Origin of the sequence: Methanothermobacter sp., from assembly GCA_030055615.1 — an archaeon.
Classification (GTDB): domain Archaea; phylum Methanobacteriota; class Methanobacteria; order Methanobacteriales; family DSM-23052; genus Methanothermobacter_A.
In genome coordinates, this window is record JASFYN010000003.1 from 75,210 (window position 1) to 91,083 (window position 15,874).

19 protein-coding genes are annotated in these 15,874 nt (G+C 39.8%); 5 read left to right on the forward strand and 14 right to left on the reverse strand.

The window, feature by feature from the left end; genetic code table 11:
• The first annotated feature begins 1 nt into the window (after position 1).
• Positions 2-718: an ATPase domain-containing protein gene (locus tag QFX38_06010; protein ID MDI9624422.1), complete on the forward strand. Its 717-nt coding sequence runs from the start codon at positions 2-4 to the stop codon at positions 716-718.
• Positions 719-720: 2 nt separating this feature from the next.
• On the opposite strand, the gene QFX38_06015 is transcribed toward QFX38_06010, so the two are convergent.
• Positions 721-1,749 carry a M42 family metallopeptidase gene (locus QFX38_06015; protein ID MDI9624423.1) on the reverse strand — a complete coding sequence of 343 codons (1,029 nt, stop codon included), beginning with the start codon at positions 1,747-1,749 and terminating at the stop codon, positions 721-723.
• Between the two features lie 6 nt (positions 1,750-1,755).
• A complete protein-coding gene (locus QFX38_06020; protein ID MDI9624424.1) occupies positions 1,756-1,953 on the reverse strand; it encodes a hypothetical protein in 198 nt (65 codons plus the stop codon).
• A 98-nt stretch (positions 1,954-2,051) separates the two neighbouring features.
• Between QFX38_06020 and QFX38_06025 the strand changes: the two genes are divergently transcribed.
• Genes QFX38_06025 through QFX38_06035 form a run of 3 tightly spaced genes read left to right on the forward strand, consistent with a single transcriptional unit; the run spans position 2,052 to position 3,755 of the window.
• Entirely contained in the window at positions 2,052-2,801 is a 750-nt protein-coding gene (locus tag QFX38_06025; GenBank protein ID MDI9624425.1) for a 4-phosphopantoate--beta-alanine ligase, read from the forward strand.
• A gap of 12 nt (positions 2,802-2,813) precedes the next feature.
• Entirely contained in the window at positions 2,814-3,347 is a 534-nt protein-coding gene (locus tag QFX38_06030; GenBank protein MDI9624426.1) for an AAA family ATPase, read from the forward strand.
• 15 nt (positions 3,348-3,362) lie between these two features.
• Positions 3,363-3,755, forward strand: coding sequence for an RNA-binding domain-containing protein (locus QFX38_06035; protein MDI9624427.1), 393 nt, complete (start codon positions 3,363-3,365; stop codon positions 3,753-3,755).
• Here the strand turns inward: QFX38_06035 and QFX38_06040 are convergent.
• From QFX38_06040 to QFX38_06070, 7 genes are read right to left on the reverse strand one after another with little or no spacing between them, the layout of a single operon-like run.
• Complete coding sequence (locus tag QFX38_06040) at positions 3,752-4,432, reverse strand: TIGR00289 family protein (GenBank protein MDI9624428.1); 681 nt, start codon at positions 4,430-4,432, stop codon at positions 3,752-3,754. The two genes, QFX38_06035 and QFX38_06040, sit on opposite strands and share 4 nt — an antisense overlap.
• 3 nt (positions 4,433-4,435) lie before the next feature.
• A complete protein-coding gene (locus tag QFX38_06045; protein MDI9624429.1) occupies positions 4,436-5,227 on the reverse strand; it encodes a hypothetical protein in 792 nt (263 codons plus the stop codon).
• Positions 5,228-5,277: 50 nt separating this feature from the next.
• Positions 5,278-5,625, reverse strand: coding sequence for a peptidase (locus QFX38_06050; protein MDI9624430.1), 348 nt, complete (start codon positions 5,623-5,625; stop codon positions 5,278-5,280).
• A gap of 55 nt (positions 5,626-5,680) precedes the next feature.
• A complete protein-coding gene (locus QFX38_06055; GenBank protein MDI9624431.1) occupies positions 5,681-6,073 on the reverse strand; it encodes a hypothetical protein in 393 nt (130 codons plus the stop codon).
• A 9-nt stretch (positions 6,074-6,082) separates the two neighbouring features.
• Positions 6,083-7,141, reverse strand: a complete 1,059-nt coding sequence (locus QFX38_06060; protein ID MDI9624432.1) for a hypothetical protein — start codon at positions 7,139-7,141, stop codon at positions 6,083-6,085.
• 2 nt (positions 7,142-7,143) lie between these two features.
• On the reverse strand, positions 7,144-9,234 hold the full coding sequence (locus tag QFX38_06065; GenBank protein MDI9624433.1) for a hypothetical protein: 2,091 nt from the start codon (positions 9,232-9,234) through the stop codon (positions 7,144-7,146).
• A gap of 6 nt (positions 9,235-9,240) precedes the next feature.
• A complete protein-coding gene (locus tag QFX38_06070) occupies positions 9,241-10,122 on the reverse strand; it encodes a hypothetical protein (GenBank protein MDI9624434.1) in 882 nt (293 codons plus the stop codon).
• Positions 10,123-10,194: 72 nt separating this feature from the next.
• Between QFX38_06070 and QFX38_06075 the strand changes: the two genes are divergently transcribed.
• Positions 10,195-10,581: a hypothetical protein gene (locus QFX38_06075; protein ID MDI9624435.1), complete on the forward strand. Its 387-nt coding sequence runs from the start codon at positions 10,195-10,197 to the stop codon at positions 10,579-10,581.
• On the opposite strand, the gene QFX38_06080 is transcribed toward QFX38_06075, so the two are convergent.
• The 5 genes from QFX38_06080 to QFX38_06100 all read right to left on the reverse strand — a co-directional run bounded on the left by QFX38_06080 (position 10,578) and on the right by QFX38_06100 (position 15,872).
• Positions 10,578-11,402: a DUF2101 family protein gene (locus QFX38_06080; protein MDI9624436.1), complete on the reverse strand. Its 825-nt coding sequence runs from the start codon at positions 11,400-11,402 to the stop codon at positions 10,578-10,580. The genes QFX38_06075 and QFX38_06080 overlap by 4 nt on opposite strands.
• A 70-nt stretch (positions 11,403-11,472) precedes the next feature.
• On the reverse strand, positions 11,473-11,901 hold the full coding sequence (locus QFX38_06085; protein MDI9624437.1) for a class III signal peptide-containing protein: 429 nt from the start codon (positions 11,899-11,901) through the stop codon (positions 11,473-11,475).
• Between the two features lie 38 nt (positions 11,902-11,939).
• On the reverse strand, positions 11,940-13,085 hold the full coding sequence (locus QFX38_06090) for an A24 family peptidase C-terminal domain-containing protein (GenBank protein MDI9624438.1): 1,146 nt from the start codon (positions 13,083-13,085) through the stop codon (positions 11,940-11,942).
• 4 nt (positions 13,086-13,089) lie between these two features.
• Positions 13,090-14,691 (reverse strand): CTP synthase (glutamine hydrolyzing), encoded by a 1,602-nt coding sequence (gene pyrG / locus QFX38_06095; protein MDI9624439.1) that lies wholly within the window; start codon positions 14,689-14,691, stop codon positions 13,090-13,092.
• The gene (locus QFX38_06100) at positions 14,688-15,872 is read right to left on the reverse strand and encodes a cofactor-independent phosphoglycerate mutase (protein MDI9624440.1); all 1,185 of its coding nucleotides are present in this window, start codon (positions 15,870-15,872) and stop codon (positions 14,688-14,690) included. Before QFX38_06100 ends, pyrG begins: the two co-directional genes overlap by 4 nt.
• Positions 15,873-15,874 lie beyond the last annotated feature (2 nt).

Consider the following 15,874-nt stretch of genomic DNA (forward strand, 5'->3'; position numbering starts at 1 on the left):
ATTGGAAAAACTCCAAAGAATAAGTACAGGTATAAAAGACCTAGATGAAATATTAGGAGGATTCCCAGTAGGCCGCAGCATACTCATAACAGGGGATGCTGGTTCTGGCAAAACAATAATGGCTTTACAATTCGCCATAAAAAGTGCAAATGATGGTCTCAGGACAGTCTATATTACAACAGAAGAGGATGAAACCGATCTCAATTTCCAGTGTAACTCCTTTGGCTGGAACATAGCACCATTAATTGAAGATGGTAAATTAAAGATAATGAGTCTCGCCGCTACAAGGGCCATGGTTACAGAAGCCGAGATGAAAATCGGGATCGAATCAATTAATGAAGACATTGGAAGACTCCTAGAAGAGGTTCCGCCAGATACTAAAGTGCTTATCATAGACAATCTCGGAAGCCACACTGGCAAGTTAACACCTTATGAGTTCAGGAATAGGTTCGATTTCTTCGTATATGAATTGAAAAAAAAGAATATAACAAGTCTAATAATACTTGATAGTGCAACAGCCAGAGAATTTAATGAGATAGCATTATTCTCAGTTTATGGTGCTATAAACCTCATAAAGAGGGAGAACCCCTACACTGGTAGAAGAGAAAGGGTCATGGACATTGTCAAAATGCGTAGTACAAAAACCCCAATCGACTTCGTACCCTACAGGATAGGTGAAAACGGGATTGAAATAATAGAAAAAGTAAAATATGAATAGGCCTATAGGCGTTCAAGGGCCTTTAAGATGAGCTTAACACAATTTTTAATATCATCCATGCTCGCAACACCAACGGGCGTGTGAATATACCTTGTAGGTACCGAGACAACACCAGCCGGTATACCTGCACGAGTTAAATGTATTGCTGTTGCATCTGTCGTGCCACCCTCACTCACCTCCAACTGCACAGGTATATTCTCCTCCCTTGCAGTTGAAATAAGCCAATCCCTGATCTTCTTATGGGTTATTATACCCTTACCACTCGCATCAGTTAAAATTATTGCCGGTCCCTTACCGAGCTTGGCCGGCGCATCCTCTTCCTCCATGCCAGGATGATCCCCTGCTATTGTAACATCAACTGCCAAGGCCATGTCAGGATTCAATTTAAATGCTGATGTCCTGGCACCTTTGAGGCCCACTTCCTCCTGGACCGTGCCAACACCATATATTGTTGCCCGAGTTTCAACCCCCTTTAACACTTCTATTAGTATGAGGCAGCCTATTCTATTGTCGAGGGCTTTACCAGTGAATAGTCTGTTTGGGAGTTCGTTGAATGGTGCCTTAAAGGTTACAGGATCTCCTACCCCTACGAGTTTTTCTGCATCTTCTCTCGAGGTCGCCCCTATGTCTATGAACATTTTCTCATAACTTGTAACCTTCTTTCTTTCCTTTGGTTTCATCCTATGGGGTGGCTTTGAACCTATAACCCCCATGACTGGGCCCTTTTTTCCATGGATCTCTACCTGCTGGTTGAGGAGCATCTGATCGTTTATACCACCAATCTTTGAAAATTTTATGAAACCCTTCTTGTCGATGTAGCGTACCATGAGGCCTATCTCATCCATGTGAGCTGCTAACATTATACTAGGGGCTTCAGGATCTCCTTCCCGGACCATTATAAGGTTTCCGAGGTTGTCCTCTTCTATATTATCCACGTGCTCTTCTAGTTCATCTTTCATGATTTTTCTTATCTCATCTTCAAAACCTGATATGCCATTGGCTTCTGATAAACGCTTCATCAAATCAAACATTCTAATCTACCCCACTGATTTAACTAGTATGAGTATCCCAATGACTATCAAAAGGATCTGTGGCCAAAAGCGCAAGTAAACTACTGGTACTATACCCAAGGCGACAAGGAGCCATATAGCACCGATAATTATGAGCATTCCTCCGAAGTAGACTCCCCATTTATGCTTGGGTTTCTTCTTTTTAATTTCGATTTCCTCTGCCAATAATATCACCTCTGATAATGATCTGGTTTCATCCCCTTAGTACTATATTATGGGGGGGTAATTATTTTATAGTAAAGGGTTGAAAATCTATCTTTTATATGGTTGAGAAGGGGCATCCACGTTACAAATCATTAAAGTTGCGGGAAAAGATACTAGAAGCCTACCATAAAGGAGTGCTCGCAGATGCTGGTATCATAGCCCATGGCAGAGGAGAAGCCTTCGACTACCTTATAGGTGAAAGAACAAGAAAACCAGCAACCCAAGCCATTAAAGCAGCCGCAGCACTATTATTACTGGCCAAGAATCCTGTACTGTCAGTAAATGGTAATACAGCTGCTCTAGTCCCAGAGGAGATAGTTGAACTTGCAAGACTATTAAATGCAAAAATAGAGATAAACCTCTTCCACAGAACACCTAAGAGGGTTAAACTTATAGAAAAGATACTTAAAGAAGCCGGTGCAAAAGAAGTTTTCGGAACAGAAGATGAAAAACTTAAATATCTCCAGGGTATAAAGAGTCCGAGGGCCACGGCAAGTCCAAAAGGCATATACATTGCAGATGTTGTCCTCGTGCCATTGGAGGATGGGGATCGGGCTGAAATGCTTAAAAAGGCTGGTAAGACCATCATAACTGTGGATCTCAACCCTCTATCAAGAACATCCCAGAATGCTGATATAAGCATTACAGATAACATAGTGAGGGCTATCCCCCTCCTCATAAGATACGTGAAAAAATTAAAAGATTATAACAAGGATGAACTAAAAAAGATCCTAGAAGGATTCAACAATAAAAAGAACCTGGAGCATATGCTCCGTTTAATAGACCTCCAAAGGATGCGAAAACTTTAAAGGAGAGACCAGATGAAGATCATAGGATTAGCTGGGATGCCAGGATCCGGTAAAGGAGTAGTTTCAAGTATTGCAGAGGAGATGGACTACCATATAATAAGGATGGGTGACATCATAAGAGAAGAGGCGAAGAAAACAGGTGAGGACCCAGGCAAGACAGCAGTACGCCTAAGAAAAGAACATGGAGAATATATAATAGCTGAAAGATGCATCCCCAAAATAGAAAATATCAAAAATGGGAAAATCCTAATAGAGGGTATAAGAAGCCCCCATGAAGTTGAAATATTCAAAAAACATTATAAAGGATTCAAGGTAATATCAATATTCTCCACCCAAAGGACAAGATTCAAACGCCTCCGAAAAAGGGGTAGAAAAGATGATACAAAAGACTACAAGAAATTTGTAAAAAGAGACCAGAGAGAACTAGGATTCGGCCTCGGAGACGTTATAGCAACATCAGATTATATAATCATAAATGAGGGCTCCCTACATAAATTCAAAGAAAACACAAAAAAATTATTAAAAAAGATTACAAAAGACTGTTAAGGTGGAACACTCCCCATGGAATGTGAAGTTAAAGTTGAAACTCGGATAAACGCAACAGAAAACCCCAGAAAGGTACTAGAAAGTGTGCTTAACATATTCCCCAAGATAGAAATCAAAGAAACAGACAATTCAATCCAGGGCGAAGGTGGGATAGAAGTCCTAGAAGAACTCAGAGAATCACTAGAGAAGAGAAGAATACGTTCAACAGCAAGAAAAATATTATATGAGAACCTTAAAGGTTATAGGACAACATTCTACCTTAACAAGCAGGCTGCATTCATAGGAAAAGTTAACATATTAGAAGAGGAAATCTCACCACTTGGTGATATAAAAGTAGAGATCATATCAGAGAACTTAAAAGAGATTATTGATTGGCTAGCTCCCAAAATCGAAGAAGAATATAACTAACCTTTATCCAGGAGTATAGCATCCATTATCTCTAAAATACCACTATCCTTGAACCACTTCTTCTCAGCCTTTAAGATCTTGATCCTCTTTTTGAATATTGGCCCGTCAAGGACGAATGTTTCGGCTTCACCACCTTCAAATGCCAAGTGGACACCATATCTCTCATTTAAATCCTTTAATTCTTTGAGCATTTCATAGTCTATTTCACGTCCAAGCCATGAACTGTCAAGACCCTCAGCTGCAACTGCAGTCACTATAACCTTAAACCCCAAATCCAAGATTTCCATCATATACTCCCACGGGTTAACATGCCAGAGTGGCGTTTTTGAAATGAGTCCAACCTCTTGACAAAGTTTGTCTATTCTCGACCGCTGGTAATCGGAAACAATGGCACCGGAATATAACACTTTGACCCCGCGTTCAACGAGCACTCTTAAAAGCTTCTTAAGATCTTTTAGCTCTTCCTCTTTTATTCCGCTCGTCGGACCCTCGATTAAGGGTATGCCAATAGCCTTAGAGGATAAACGTGTCCACTTTATATTAGGCACATGGAACATGTACGAATGTGGGTTATCTGAGACCATGGACACTAGATACTTTACATTGTCCTGTTCCATAGCCTTGTAAAGTGCCATTGTACTATCTTTACCACCGGAATAGAGTACAGCAGCATCCAAAGCTTATCTCCCCAATTTTCTCCTAATTGCGGCTAAAACGGCCATGATACTGTCTATGAATATGCCAGCAAGGCCGGCTAACATGCCAATGAAACCACAAGAGACCACAACAGCAGACTTAGGCGGCATGGAAGCCTTGAAACTTTCAATTTTCTCCTCCACAGAACCTTCAATGGAGGCTATTGCAATGCCTTTGGATGAGAGATACTCCCGTAAATTTTCGATCTTATTTGCATGAGTGTCAATGGACACTCGTACTATACTATACTTTGTATAAATTTCACTGGTTAAAATGAGCCAATCAGATATTCGGTTGATAGTAGCCTGCGGATCTCCACTTTTAATCCTACATATGATAGTCCCACGGGGATCCGCTTTGCAATATGTTACATTAGAATCGATAACTGGAACACCCTTTTCTATTAATTCTCCGCGTTCACTAGTAAAATTATCAGTTTTTAAGAGAATATATCCTACCTTAACATTCTCAACACCTTCAACGCCTTTCACGCCCTCGATGAATTCTCCAATATCAACATCATGTGACAAATCAACATAGACAGTTTCAGGGCTACTATATATGCTCTCATAGAAGCCCCTAGCAATCCCTGGTATATCATCATAGACTGGTAAGATGAAAAATGTGCCACCGATAACACCAACCATGAAACCTATGAATATCACAAAGAATATGTTCCTTTTACCCACAACAGGTGTCATAAGACCCACAGAAAATACAAAGACTAACAGTATTATGAATAATATGAGCATTATTAGGGTTACTATGACATCCATGGATTTCCTCCTTGTAAAAAAATTTGAAGCTTAGGCTTGGTGATTTTTTTCTAAAATTTTTCCGTTGCAACTATTTTACCATCTGTTTTACTTATATATACTCTTTCTACGAGTTTATGGTCTTTGTAGAGTGGGACTATCCATACTTCAATATCCTTTTCTTGAATCTTAATAGAACCGGATGTTGGATCCTTAGTAGTATATCCTGGCTTTGATGCTATCTCCTCAGCCTTTTCAGCGCTTATTTCAAAATCTCCTGTTGAATTATTATTGTTTGATGAGTTATTGGGTTTTGGGACTACGATGGGTGCGGGTTGAGGCTCTGCTGGTGGAGGGGTTGGTTGCTTTGGTGGGGATTTCTCCTTAGAAAAGAACGGGTTATATGCATAAAATATCAATGAAAATGTTATGATAATTATCCCAATAAGTGCTTTATACTCCCATTTCATCCTATCACGTGATCCTTGTTATTTTTATAGTGCCGTTATCATTTTTCAGATTATATGAAGATCCGGCACTAAGATTTGCTGGTATAATATCAGTTTTAGGTACAATGTTTAAGCTTACCACATAGCTTCCATGATAAATTTTAATCGTTCCGTTCGTGACATTTATTGTATAGGTGCCATTAGGCAATGTTAAATTCACTTCATATCCAGGACCATTGATATATACTGTATTAACTGCCTCAGCTACTCTTTCACCTACCATGCGTGCTTTTCCAAATTCTCCTGTTTGGGTCTTTGAAAGTTCACTATCTACAAGACTTACCATACTCGCTATTATAATAATGACCATGAGCGTGGCGAATAACAAGTCAGCGCTTAAAACACCTCTTTCATCCATATATACACCTCAACTATAATTATTTGCGGCAAGTCCAAGAAGTATCTTATAAGGGTCTGATAGACAGAATGGAGCTCCAAGAGGATCATACATTGGATGACCTCTAACTTTTATCGTTGAACCGGCTACACCTGCAAAATATTCTCGGTCGATCTTGGAAATGTATGGATTACCATTATGGTCTTCGAGGAGCGGATCGCCTATTATGAATGTACTCATTCCTGCCACGGAGTTGGTTCCACTTGAACGATTTTCTAGACGGTCAAAAAATGAAAGCCCAGAAGGGTCAACTATATAATATGGGCGTGGTGTTATAGTGCTCGGGTTATCAGTACCATTCAGACAATACCAAAGATGCTGGAGATGATCATCGTCATCGACCGTCTCGTTTAACCGATAATCATAGTATGTACCATTAGTGGCATAATACGGATACTTATAAATCACGTTACTTTGACGGTGCTTAGTTCTTATCCAAATGTAAGGGTCTTCAAGTCCCTCAATACTCACATAAGCCTTTATCTGGGGCGTTTTACCCTCAAAAGATTGTCCTTTTTGCACGACTTTGATGGGTATACCTGCCCTTATAATAACATAAAAACCAAATGGATCCTCTTGGGTTATGTTAACATCACTACTTGTTATTACTGTACTAGTATAGTTATTGACTGAAATATTGTTTATGTATATTTCACGTCCAGTCTCTCTCTCAAGGGTAAGAGTGGAGTTTATTATATAAACATTAAGGGCATCAACAACACGAGCTTGGATATAATTTTTGCTTTGACCAGGTTCAAAAAATGGGTTGGGATCCAAAGCAGTTGCATTATCAATAACCATCCTAGTGGCATTATAAGCCGCGTTACGACCAGCATCACTAGCAGCCTTTTCAAGATCAGAATAAAACGATGAAAAGACAGTTAATGTGACATCTCCACCAGTTGCAAGCGCGACTAACATGTTGGCCTCGTTCACAATATCTGCATATGCTATGGCCATGATAACAATAGGTATGAATAAGAGGACCATCATGGGCGTGAAAACATAACCTCTCTCATCATTATACACTTTTAGTCCCTCCATAAATCCAATCTAACAGGCAAGGCATTTGGGAGATTACCAGTATAAAGTGCCTCTGTCTTTATAAGATTCGGATCCACGGTGTAACCTGACTGTGCCAACATATCTATAAGGTTTTGACGCGCCATTGCCTGTGCAACATAAGCATCATCCGCATAAGCGCTGGCCCACATATTAGCAAGGAACTTTGGATAAATAACAGCCACTCGAGTACCTGAATAAATCTCAGCATTAGAATAACTCTGATAAGTGCTACCAGTGCCTCCGATATCCCCTGATTCCCATGATGCGCTTGAATTCACAGTTACTCTAATATAGTAGGTTCCTGGTTTAGTAGTGTAGTTTTGGGGGGTTCCACTCTTTGTGAATATTTTGCTCCCTGCAACATCTATTGATCCGATATCGATTGCAAACTGTGGAGAGCCACTATAAAGTTGCACCCAGCCACTCGTAGAATTTCTAACTTCCACTGAAATATTCCTAGTGTCAAGGCCCGTGCCGAGGAATAATATGACTCTCTGGGCATCCGGTCCTATTGTAAATGTATTCACTGGGGCTGTGGTATTTGTACTGTTCTGGTAACTTGGGAATGGGAAATTCTGCCATTGTATAGGAAGTGCACTATACGAAACCGTACTGTAACAATCTACAAGACCTACAAGGTCATAATCATTCCCAGGTACTTGGTCCCATATTGTAATGCGCACCTTATTGGTCGTGCCAGCCCTAAGATAATCTCGTATATAAATTATACCTGGTACATTACCATAACCATCACTTCTTACACTGTAATCGACACCACCATAATCAAATGAACAGAAGACGACATTCCATGCTGTTCCATTCCAGACCTCCACGAGGGCGTTGTCAACACCACCATAAGGGTTTATAACCGTATAAGCATCAAATATCCGAGAACCAGCAGGGATATCTATGTCTTGGACAACCGAAACAGCGCAGCCGTTTTCTCCATTAACACCGGTTATAACAAAAGGTTGACCATCAGAATAACTATGGTTTTCTCTCACCATACTGTTCCATGCTATTGTTCTAGAGTTATACAAGTTGCTAACGGTACCTGTTTGGAGGTTATAAATTCTACCATACTCATTTGCTTGTCCGTCTCCGTCTAGGTCTTGAGCAGTTGGAACCGCAAGGCCTGCCGCATCATTAAATGCGAAAGTCCTTGTTATCAAGCCCTTAGGGACTTTTATTGTTGTAGTATAATTCGCTAGGATAGAAAACCATGGCATGTCATAACTTTGGGTAGAGACCATTTCTCGAAAGTTCACATAGAAATTGTTTGAACCGCCCACAAGATTGGAAATATTCCCTTGGTAATTATACATAAGCTGTGGAGGAGAAGTCTGGGGTCTGCGATTCAGGAACGTGAAGCTTGAATTAGAAATATTGTATGGTTGGCCATTAATATAGACGGTTGCACCATATGATGATCCATTGTTTTTGTTGCATGAGCCTAGGAGAAATTTGCCCCATATGATATTATTTGAAGGGACTGTGAATGGAATGTTTCGTGGTGAGCTGCCACCACCCCAATAAGGGTAAGTACGTAAACCACCACTCCATGGTTGGAAATTGGTGAGCCAATTGTGGAAATTCCAGAGTGTTGTGGTGGAATTTACTGTCTGATCTTCCATCGTGATCTCTTCGACCTTATACCATGCACGTCCGAGCCATCCTTCCCTTGGCCCTGAGATTACAATGGCCCTCGATGCAACATCCTTTGGGACGCTTATCCCCCTGTCGTCCGTGACTGAAGGATATGGGCCTATCGTAAGTCTGTAACCTGTATCTGGAGGTATTAATGATTCTAGTTCTTCTTGAAGTATTGCTTGGGCTGCCGATTGGTTTCCGGCTGCGTATTTGACTGCAGCGGCTTGTAGTGTCCCGTCTTGTCTCATTAGTTCGAGTGTATCTGCTGCCATGGCTTCCAAGCGTTGGTGATCTGAACCCATATATGCTGGTAGAATATAATATGTTAGTATTGAGGTTGCTAAGATGAAGAATATGACTAATGCAAGGGTTGCATCTGTTGTGAATATGAATCCTCTTTCATCCAATTTTGATCACCTAACCCATATATAAAGGATTAATTTTGCCGGTCTAATTTTAATATTATCGAGGTTTATTTGTTCTGCAGGAGTGCCTTTAGGAGCTGCGATAACATATACGTCCATTGATGCTCCAGGATTACTCTGTGTCCTCACAGCTAATATATTATCTATGAAGGTCGTATTATTGTATAGATAGGTTTCGTTGATCTGCTTTTTAACCTCGGTTATGTGCTGATTTATCTCATTTGGTGGTATTACACGATTGCCGTTTACATCTACAAATGCTGAATCATAGCCACGATTTATGACGATCACCCAGTAATCATATATTTGTAGGTATACATTGTTGGTTGGGAAACTCGTAGTATAAGTTCTAGGTTGTCCAGCGTCCCGTATAAGTCCCTCAAGGGATGTTATACGTTCAAGTTTAGTTGTGAGAACAAATCTTTCAACCCTTACAATGTTCTGGGCACTTGCATTATAAGTGCCGAGAGTTTTTATTTTCAAGCCATCGGTTGATGTTATGTTGAGGTAGTATCCATATTGAGGTCCTATGAGTTCCCTTAAATGGGTATCATTTAATGCTGCCACTTTGATGGGGGCTAAATAATTTTTATTAGGAACTCCCTTTAACACATCATATCTTGCAAGGCCAACTGTGGATGGATTACCTGTCTGTTCCCAATTATATGGAACCCCTGGGGTTTCTACGAGCGCATCGGCCACATCAGAGGCGTGTCTTTCAAGGGAGCTCTGAAAAATGGTGTTCTGGGAAAGATACATTATATTATCCATACTCATTACTACCGTGCCAAGGAGTATTGTGAGCGGGATAAGGGCCAGTAAAAGGTCAAGTGAAAACACAAACCCTTCCCTCTCCTTTATAAACCTCAAAAAAGTTCCCCCTACAAACTTGTTATATATTGGAACATTATTTATATTTGATCTTAAATATAATTTATTATCATGATAGTCGATAAGCGAGGTCAGATTTCTGGAGAGTTTATTTTAATAATATCTTTTGTTGTTATCATAATATTGGTTTTCGCATCTTTCATAGGTCCTCAAATAGAGGAGAATAATATTATATCTGCCGCTCGGGAGGGGGCTTCTTCAGCTGTCACTGAAATTACATATTCTAATGTTTCAATGCAACCCATTCGGTTGGAAGGCATTATTGTAACAGGTGAAAAAGACAAAAGTATCATTTTAAATTTTGATAGGCCATTACCTGAAAATTATAAGGCATTCGTGATAAATAGGACTGTGGAGTCTATTCTTAGAGTTGGGGGTAGTCGAGTAGGTGATAATAAAATTAAAGTAAGTGATAGGATATATACCATCATGGTTTAGGATACTATTTCCAGTATTTTAGTTGGTCGATTGCCCCGGGCACTGAATAGCGAACCTTCAATTGCCAGTTTCACAATATTACCTTTTTTAGCTTTGAATCCATTATTTTCAACGATATAAATGTCTGGTTTCACATTTGATCTTATGTCATAGTCCACACGTACATATGATGTGTTCTCACCGACTTCTATAACTTCCCCAAATGTATAATTTCTGTAATATCTTATCCTAAATACTAAAAATACTATTATTACGGCTATTATTGCAAATAGTAGGATGCTGAGTGATGGGAAAAATGTGAAGAAGAATGATGTGGAAAAAGCAGGGTTATTAGCCACCACTACTATGAATAATCCTACCATTATATACATAATGAAGAAATCTCTATACGCATTGAAGTCCTCTGCATACATTACCCTAACTTGATAATAGAGTATATAGACTATCAGAAATACTAGTATAATCCCCACAGCGGCAAATATAATAAATGATACGAGATTAAAAGAGTATAATATTGAAACAATGAGAAATGCTGCAGCGGATACTTGGAGCTTTAGGACGGTGTTTTCTTTTTCTGAAGGATGAAAGCGGGCCCCTTTAACCATTATGTGCACTTCATCCTCTATTGGGGTTAAATCTTCGACTTTAGCTCCCTTCATCCTTTTAACCCCAAAATTATCATGTGCACCTATTTTGCCCAATAAAGCCATTCCTTTCCTGGATATAGTCTCTACTTTGATTTCTTTAATCTTCTCTTTAACTGCCCCTGATTTTATCTTTTTAGGCAATCTTATAAGTTCAATAACAAGAGTACCTAACAAGTAAAAAAAATTTATGATGATTTCACCTAGTGTGGAAAAAAACCCCATATAAATCCCCAGATTTCCTTTTTTAAACTATTGTGATCGTAAGTGATCTCGTGTTTAGTGGCCATGTGATGGTTGCAGTATGCCAGCCCTTTGTCAATTGTATGTTATTTGATGTTAGGTTATAATTATATTGTGTCGTGGCTGTTATGTTCCTCATAGTATTATTACTAAAGGTAATGGTAAAGTATATCATGTTGTTCCTGTAGCCTAGTATACCATTTTGGGGTATATAGAAACTCACCGTCCTTTTAGCCCCTGGTCCATTGGAATATACAACATCAGCCGCATTTGCAATCGATTCCACGGCGACTTTTGCATCTGATGCCCTTGAAACGTCATTACTAGCATCTATGGCTCTTCCTATAAGAGGAATGGTCACTCCACCTACTATTAAAATGATTACAAACACGAGCAAAAGATATTCAACTGAAAGCTGACCTTTATCATCCATCTTTATCACTATATTCTTTTTTATAATCTTAAGATATATTAGCGTATCCCTATGCTAAAGACTTTTAAGAGTAAAATTGCAAGATCACCTATAGATAAAGATAATAGTAGCCCTATGAATATTGCAGGAGCGAATGGAACACCCTTTTTTATCCTAACCTTCCCCGGGATCTTCCCAGTTTTTGAAAGTTCAACTAGAAGTTTTATATCTTCTCTTGTGAGGCCGGCGGCCATAGATGATAATACGATTTTCCCTGGGGATAGACTTTGAAGGTTGCCTGTCCTGGCAGCTTCTTTGATCTTTTCCCAGAAACTTTTTTCATCGAAATAGTATTTGTTATCCTTTTTGTAGAGTTTATAGGCTAGTATCATGCCCTCTTTGAGGTCTTCTACTTTTATTTCGTCTTGGAGAGCTTCCTTGGCCACTTTCCCTAGGAGTTTCCTTATAACCTGTAAGATGATTATAGAAGTCCATAGGATCAATATCCCAGTTATTGTCAATTTTGGATTCTGGTATATGGAGTATAATGTTACAGCGGATATTACTAGGATTTTTGGTTTCATGGGTAGTTTAGATATCATCATCGTAAGAATATAGATTATTATAAAGGCTAATATGATAATCTGCAATGATAAGATTGATGTTATCATTAATGTTAAGGTTATGGCTGATGTTATGATAAGAGCAAAAATTAGAGAACTTTTATAATCTTTTATAGGTTCTAGGAGCTCTTCTAATAAGTGTCTTTTATATTTGGATGCTATGTAAAATACAAAAATGATAAGGAATGGGAGTATACCCAGTATACTGTTGATTATCAATGTAAAAGGGAATGGATAAGATGCTATGATGGGAAATGACACTCCCATGATAGAATATCTTAACAGGGATGGTTGGAATGGTAAAAGCGCGGCAAGGCCCGTGAATAATTTAACATCGCCACCAGCCCAGGCACCCAACCTCCAAAAAATATAACAGACAATAAACGTCATACCAGTGAATATCAGTGCAAAAACAAAAAAGAGCGGATCTCCCATCTGATAGGAAAATATGGCGTCTAATACTATGCCAAGGCCTATAAGTGGGAATGTTAACCTATTAGGGATTACACCCCTCTTGAGGTCACTATATGCAGCGTATAGACTAGCTAACAATGCTACTAGGACCGGTAAAATTGAATACATGCGATCACGGCCTATTATTTGCAGCTGCTTCTAGGAATGATACGAAGAGTGGATGTGGCCTGTTAGGTCTTGATTTAAATTCTGGGTGGAACTGGCATCCGAGATACCATGGGTGATCCTTTAGCTCTATGATCTCTACTAGGAAATCGTCTGGTGTTGTCCCCGCTATTATAAGCCCCTTCTTTTCTAGTTTTTCCCTGTATTCGTTGTTGAGTTCATAACGGTGTCTGTGCCTTTCACTTATGAGATCCTTTTTGTATGCTTTGTGGGCGATTGTTCCAGGTCTTAGTTTGCATTTGTAAGCTCCTAGGCGCATTGTACCCCCCATTTTCTTTATCCTCTTTTGTTCTTCCATCATGTCAATTACTGGATATGGTGTTTCCTTGTCGAATTCTGTGCTATGGGCGCCCTCAAGGCCTATGTGGCGTGCGAATTCTATTACCATGCATTGCATTCCAAGGCATATTCCAAAGAGTGGGACTTTTTCTTCCCTGGCGTACTTTGCAGCGTATATTTTACTCTCGATACCCCTTCTTCCAAAACCTCCTGGTATGAGGATCGCGTCAAATCCTTTAAGCTTTTCTTTAGTTAGCTTTTCATTGGTGCTTATCCATCCTATTTCCACTCTTTTGCCAAGGTGTGCTGCGGCATGCCTCAAAGCCTCCCTTATACTCATATAGGAGTCTTCAAGTTCCACATATTTTCCCACTATACCAACTTTTATTATGGGTTCCTTTATTTTGAGGGATTCCACGATCTTAGCCCAATCTGAAAGGTCACCAATCCCTTTAACATCTAAGTTTATTCTATCTATGATATATTCTCCCACTTTTTGCTGGTTTAATACTAGTGGGACCTCATATATTGATTGGACGTCTGGGGCGTTTATGACAGCTTCTTTTTTAACGTCACAAAAGTGTGCTATTTTCTCTTTTATTGAGGAGGTTATTGGTGTCTCGCTCCTGCATATTATCATGTCAGGGGTTAGGCCTGTGCTTCGGAGTTCTTTTGTGCTGTGCTGTGTGGGTTTGGTTTTGAATTCTCCAGCAGCCTTGAGGTATGGTACATAAGTTACATGTATGAACATGACATTTTCGTATCCTTCCTCGTTTCTTAATTGTCTTAACGCTTCTAGGAATGGTTGACCTTCTATGTCACCTACTGTACCACCTACTTCTACTATCACAACTTCTGCCCGGCTTTTTGATGCTATTTTCCTGATCATGGATTTTATCTCATCTGTTATATGGGGTATGATTTGCACACAAGATCCTAGATATTTGCCCTTTCTTTCCTTTTCTATCACTGAAAGGTACACTTTCCCTGTGGTTATGTTAGATTCCCCTGGTAAGTTCACGTCTAGGAAACGTTCGTAGTGTCCAAGGTCTAGGTCTGTTTCCATTCCATCTTCTGTTACGAAGACTTCACCATGTTGGTATGGGTTTAGGGTTCCTGAGTCCCAGTTGAGATATGGGTCGATTTTTATAGCAGCGACCTTTAATCCATAAGATCTGAGTATTCTTCCGATTGATGCTGCTGTTATACCTTTACCAATGGAGCTTACAACCCCACCAGTTACGATTATATATTTTGCCAGGATAATCAACTCCCTATAAGCTTATCTAAGAGCTTCCAGGCCACTGATAGGCCTAGACCACCTTTTTTCGCGGATTCTTCATCATATGAGTTTATATTGTCCTTTTTCATGTTTTCGCCGCAGATGGCGTATGGTACTGGGTCCCGGGTGTGTGTACCCACTTTTATAGGTGTGGGATGATCTGCTAATAAAACTAAACGGAAACCGTCATATGATGGAAGCTCATCTAGTAGTGGGCCTAGTATCTTGGAGTCGATATTTTCAATGGCTTTTATTTTTTCTTTTATGTCTCCTGCGTGTCCTGCCTCATCAGGAGCCTCTACATGTATGAAGATTATGTCATGATCTTGGAGTGCCCTGATCGCATATCTGCCCTTTGCCTTATAATCAGTGTCTAGGTATCCGGTAGCCCCTGGAACATTAATATTATCTAATCCTAGGTAGACTCCTAGGCCTTTTATCAGATCCACGCCGGTTATTGTAGCACCCTTGAGACCATATTTTTCTTCTAGTGTTTCCATTGTGGGTTTTTGGCCTTGTCCCCATAACCATATCATATTCGCCGGGTGTTTACCCCTTTTAGATCTTTCTATGTTGGTGGGATGATCTTTGAGTATCCTTTGGGATTCTTTTATTATCTGTTTTATTTTTTCTGCTGTTTGTCCATTGGACGGTAGATGATCTTCTATGGGTTCTCCTATGATATCATGTGGTGGTTTGGTTTTGACTTTTAAGGCTTCTCTACTTGGGTAAATGTATAGGTTTCTGTAACTTACACCTGTATAGAATTTGCCTATTTTGAAATGTTCATTTAGGGTTTTTATCAGTTTTGAGGATTCTTTTGTACTTATATGATCGGCGTTGAAATCTATGATGCGACCATTATGGACTGTTATAAAGTTGCATCTGAATGCGACATCGTCTTTTTTGAGTTTTACTCCTATGCTCGCGGCTTCGAGGGGTCCTCGGCCTGTGTAATATTTCGTGGGATTGTAGCCCATTATGGCCAAGTTCGCAACATCTGATCCGGGTTCCATGTCATCGGGTATTGTTTTTAGGAGCCCGTTAGATCCTTTTTTGGCTACATGGTCCATGTGTGGCTTGTCAGCTACTTGTAAGGGTGTTTTTTCTCCGAGTTCTGGCAGGGGGTAGTCTGCCATCCCGTCTCCTATGAGTATCACGTATTTCATAT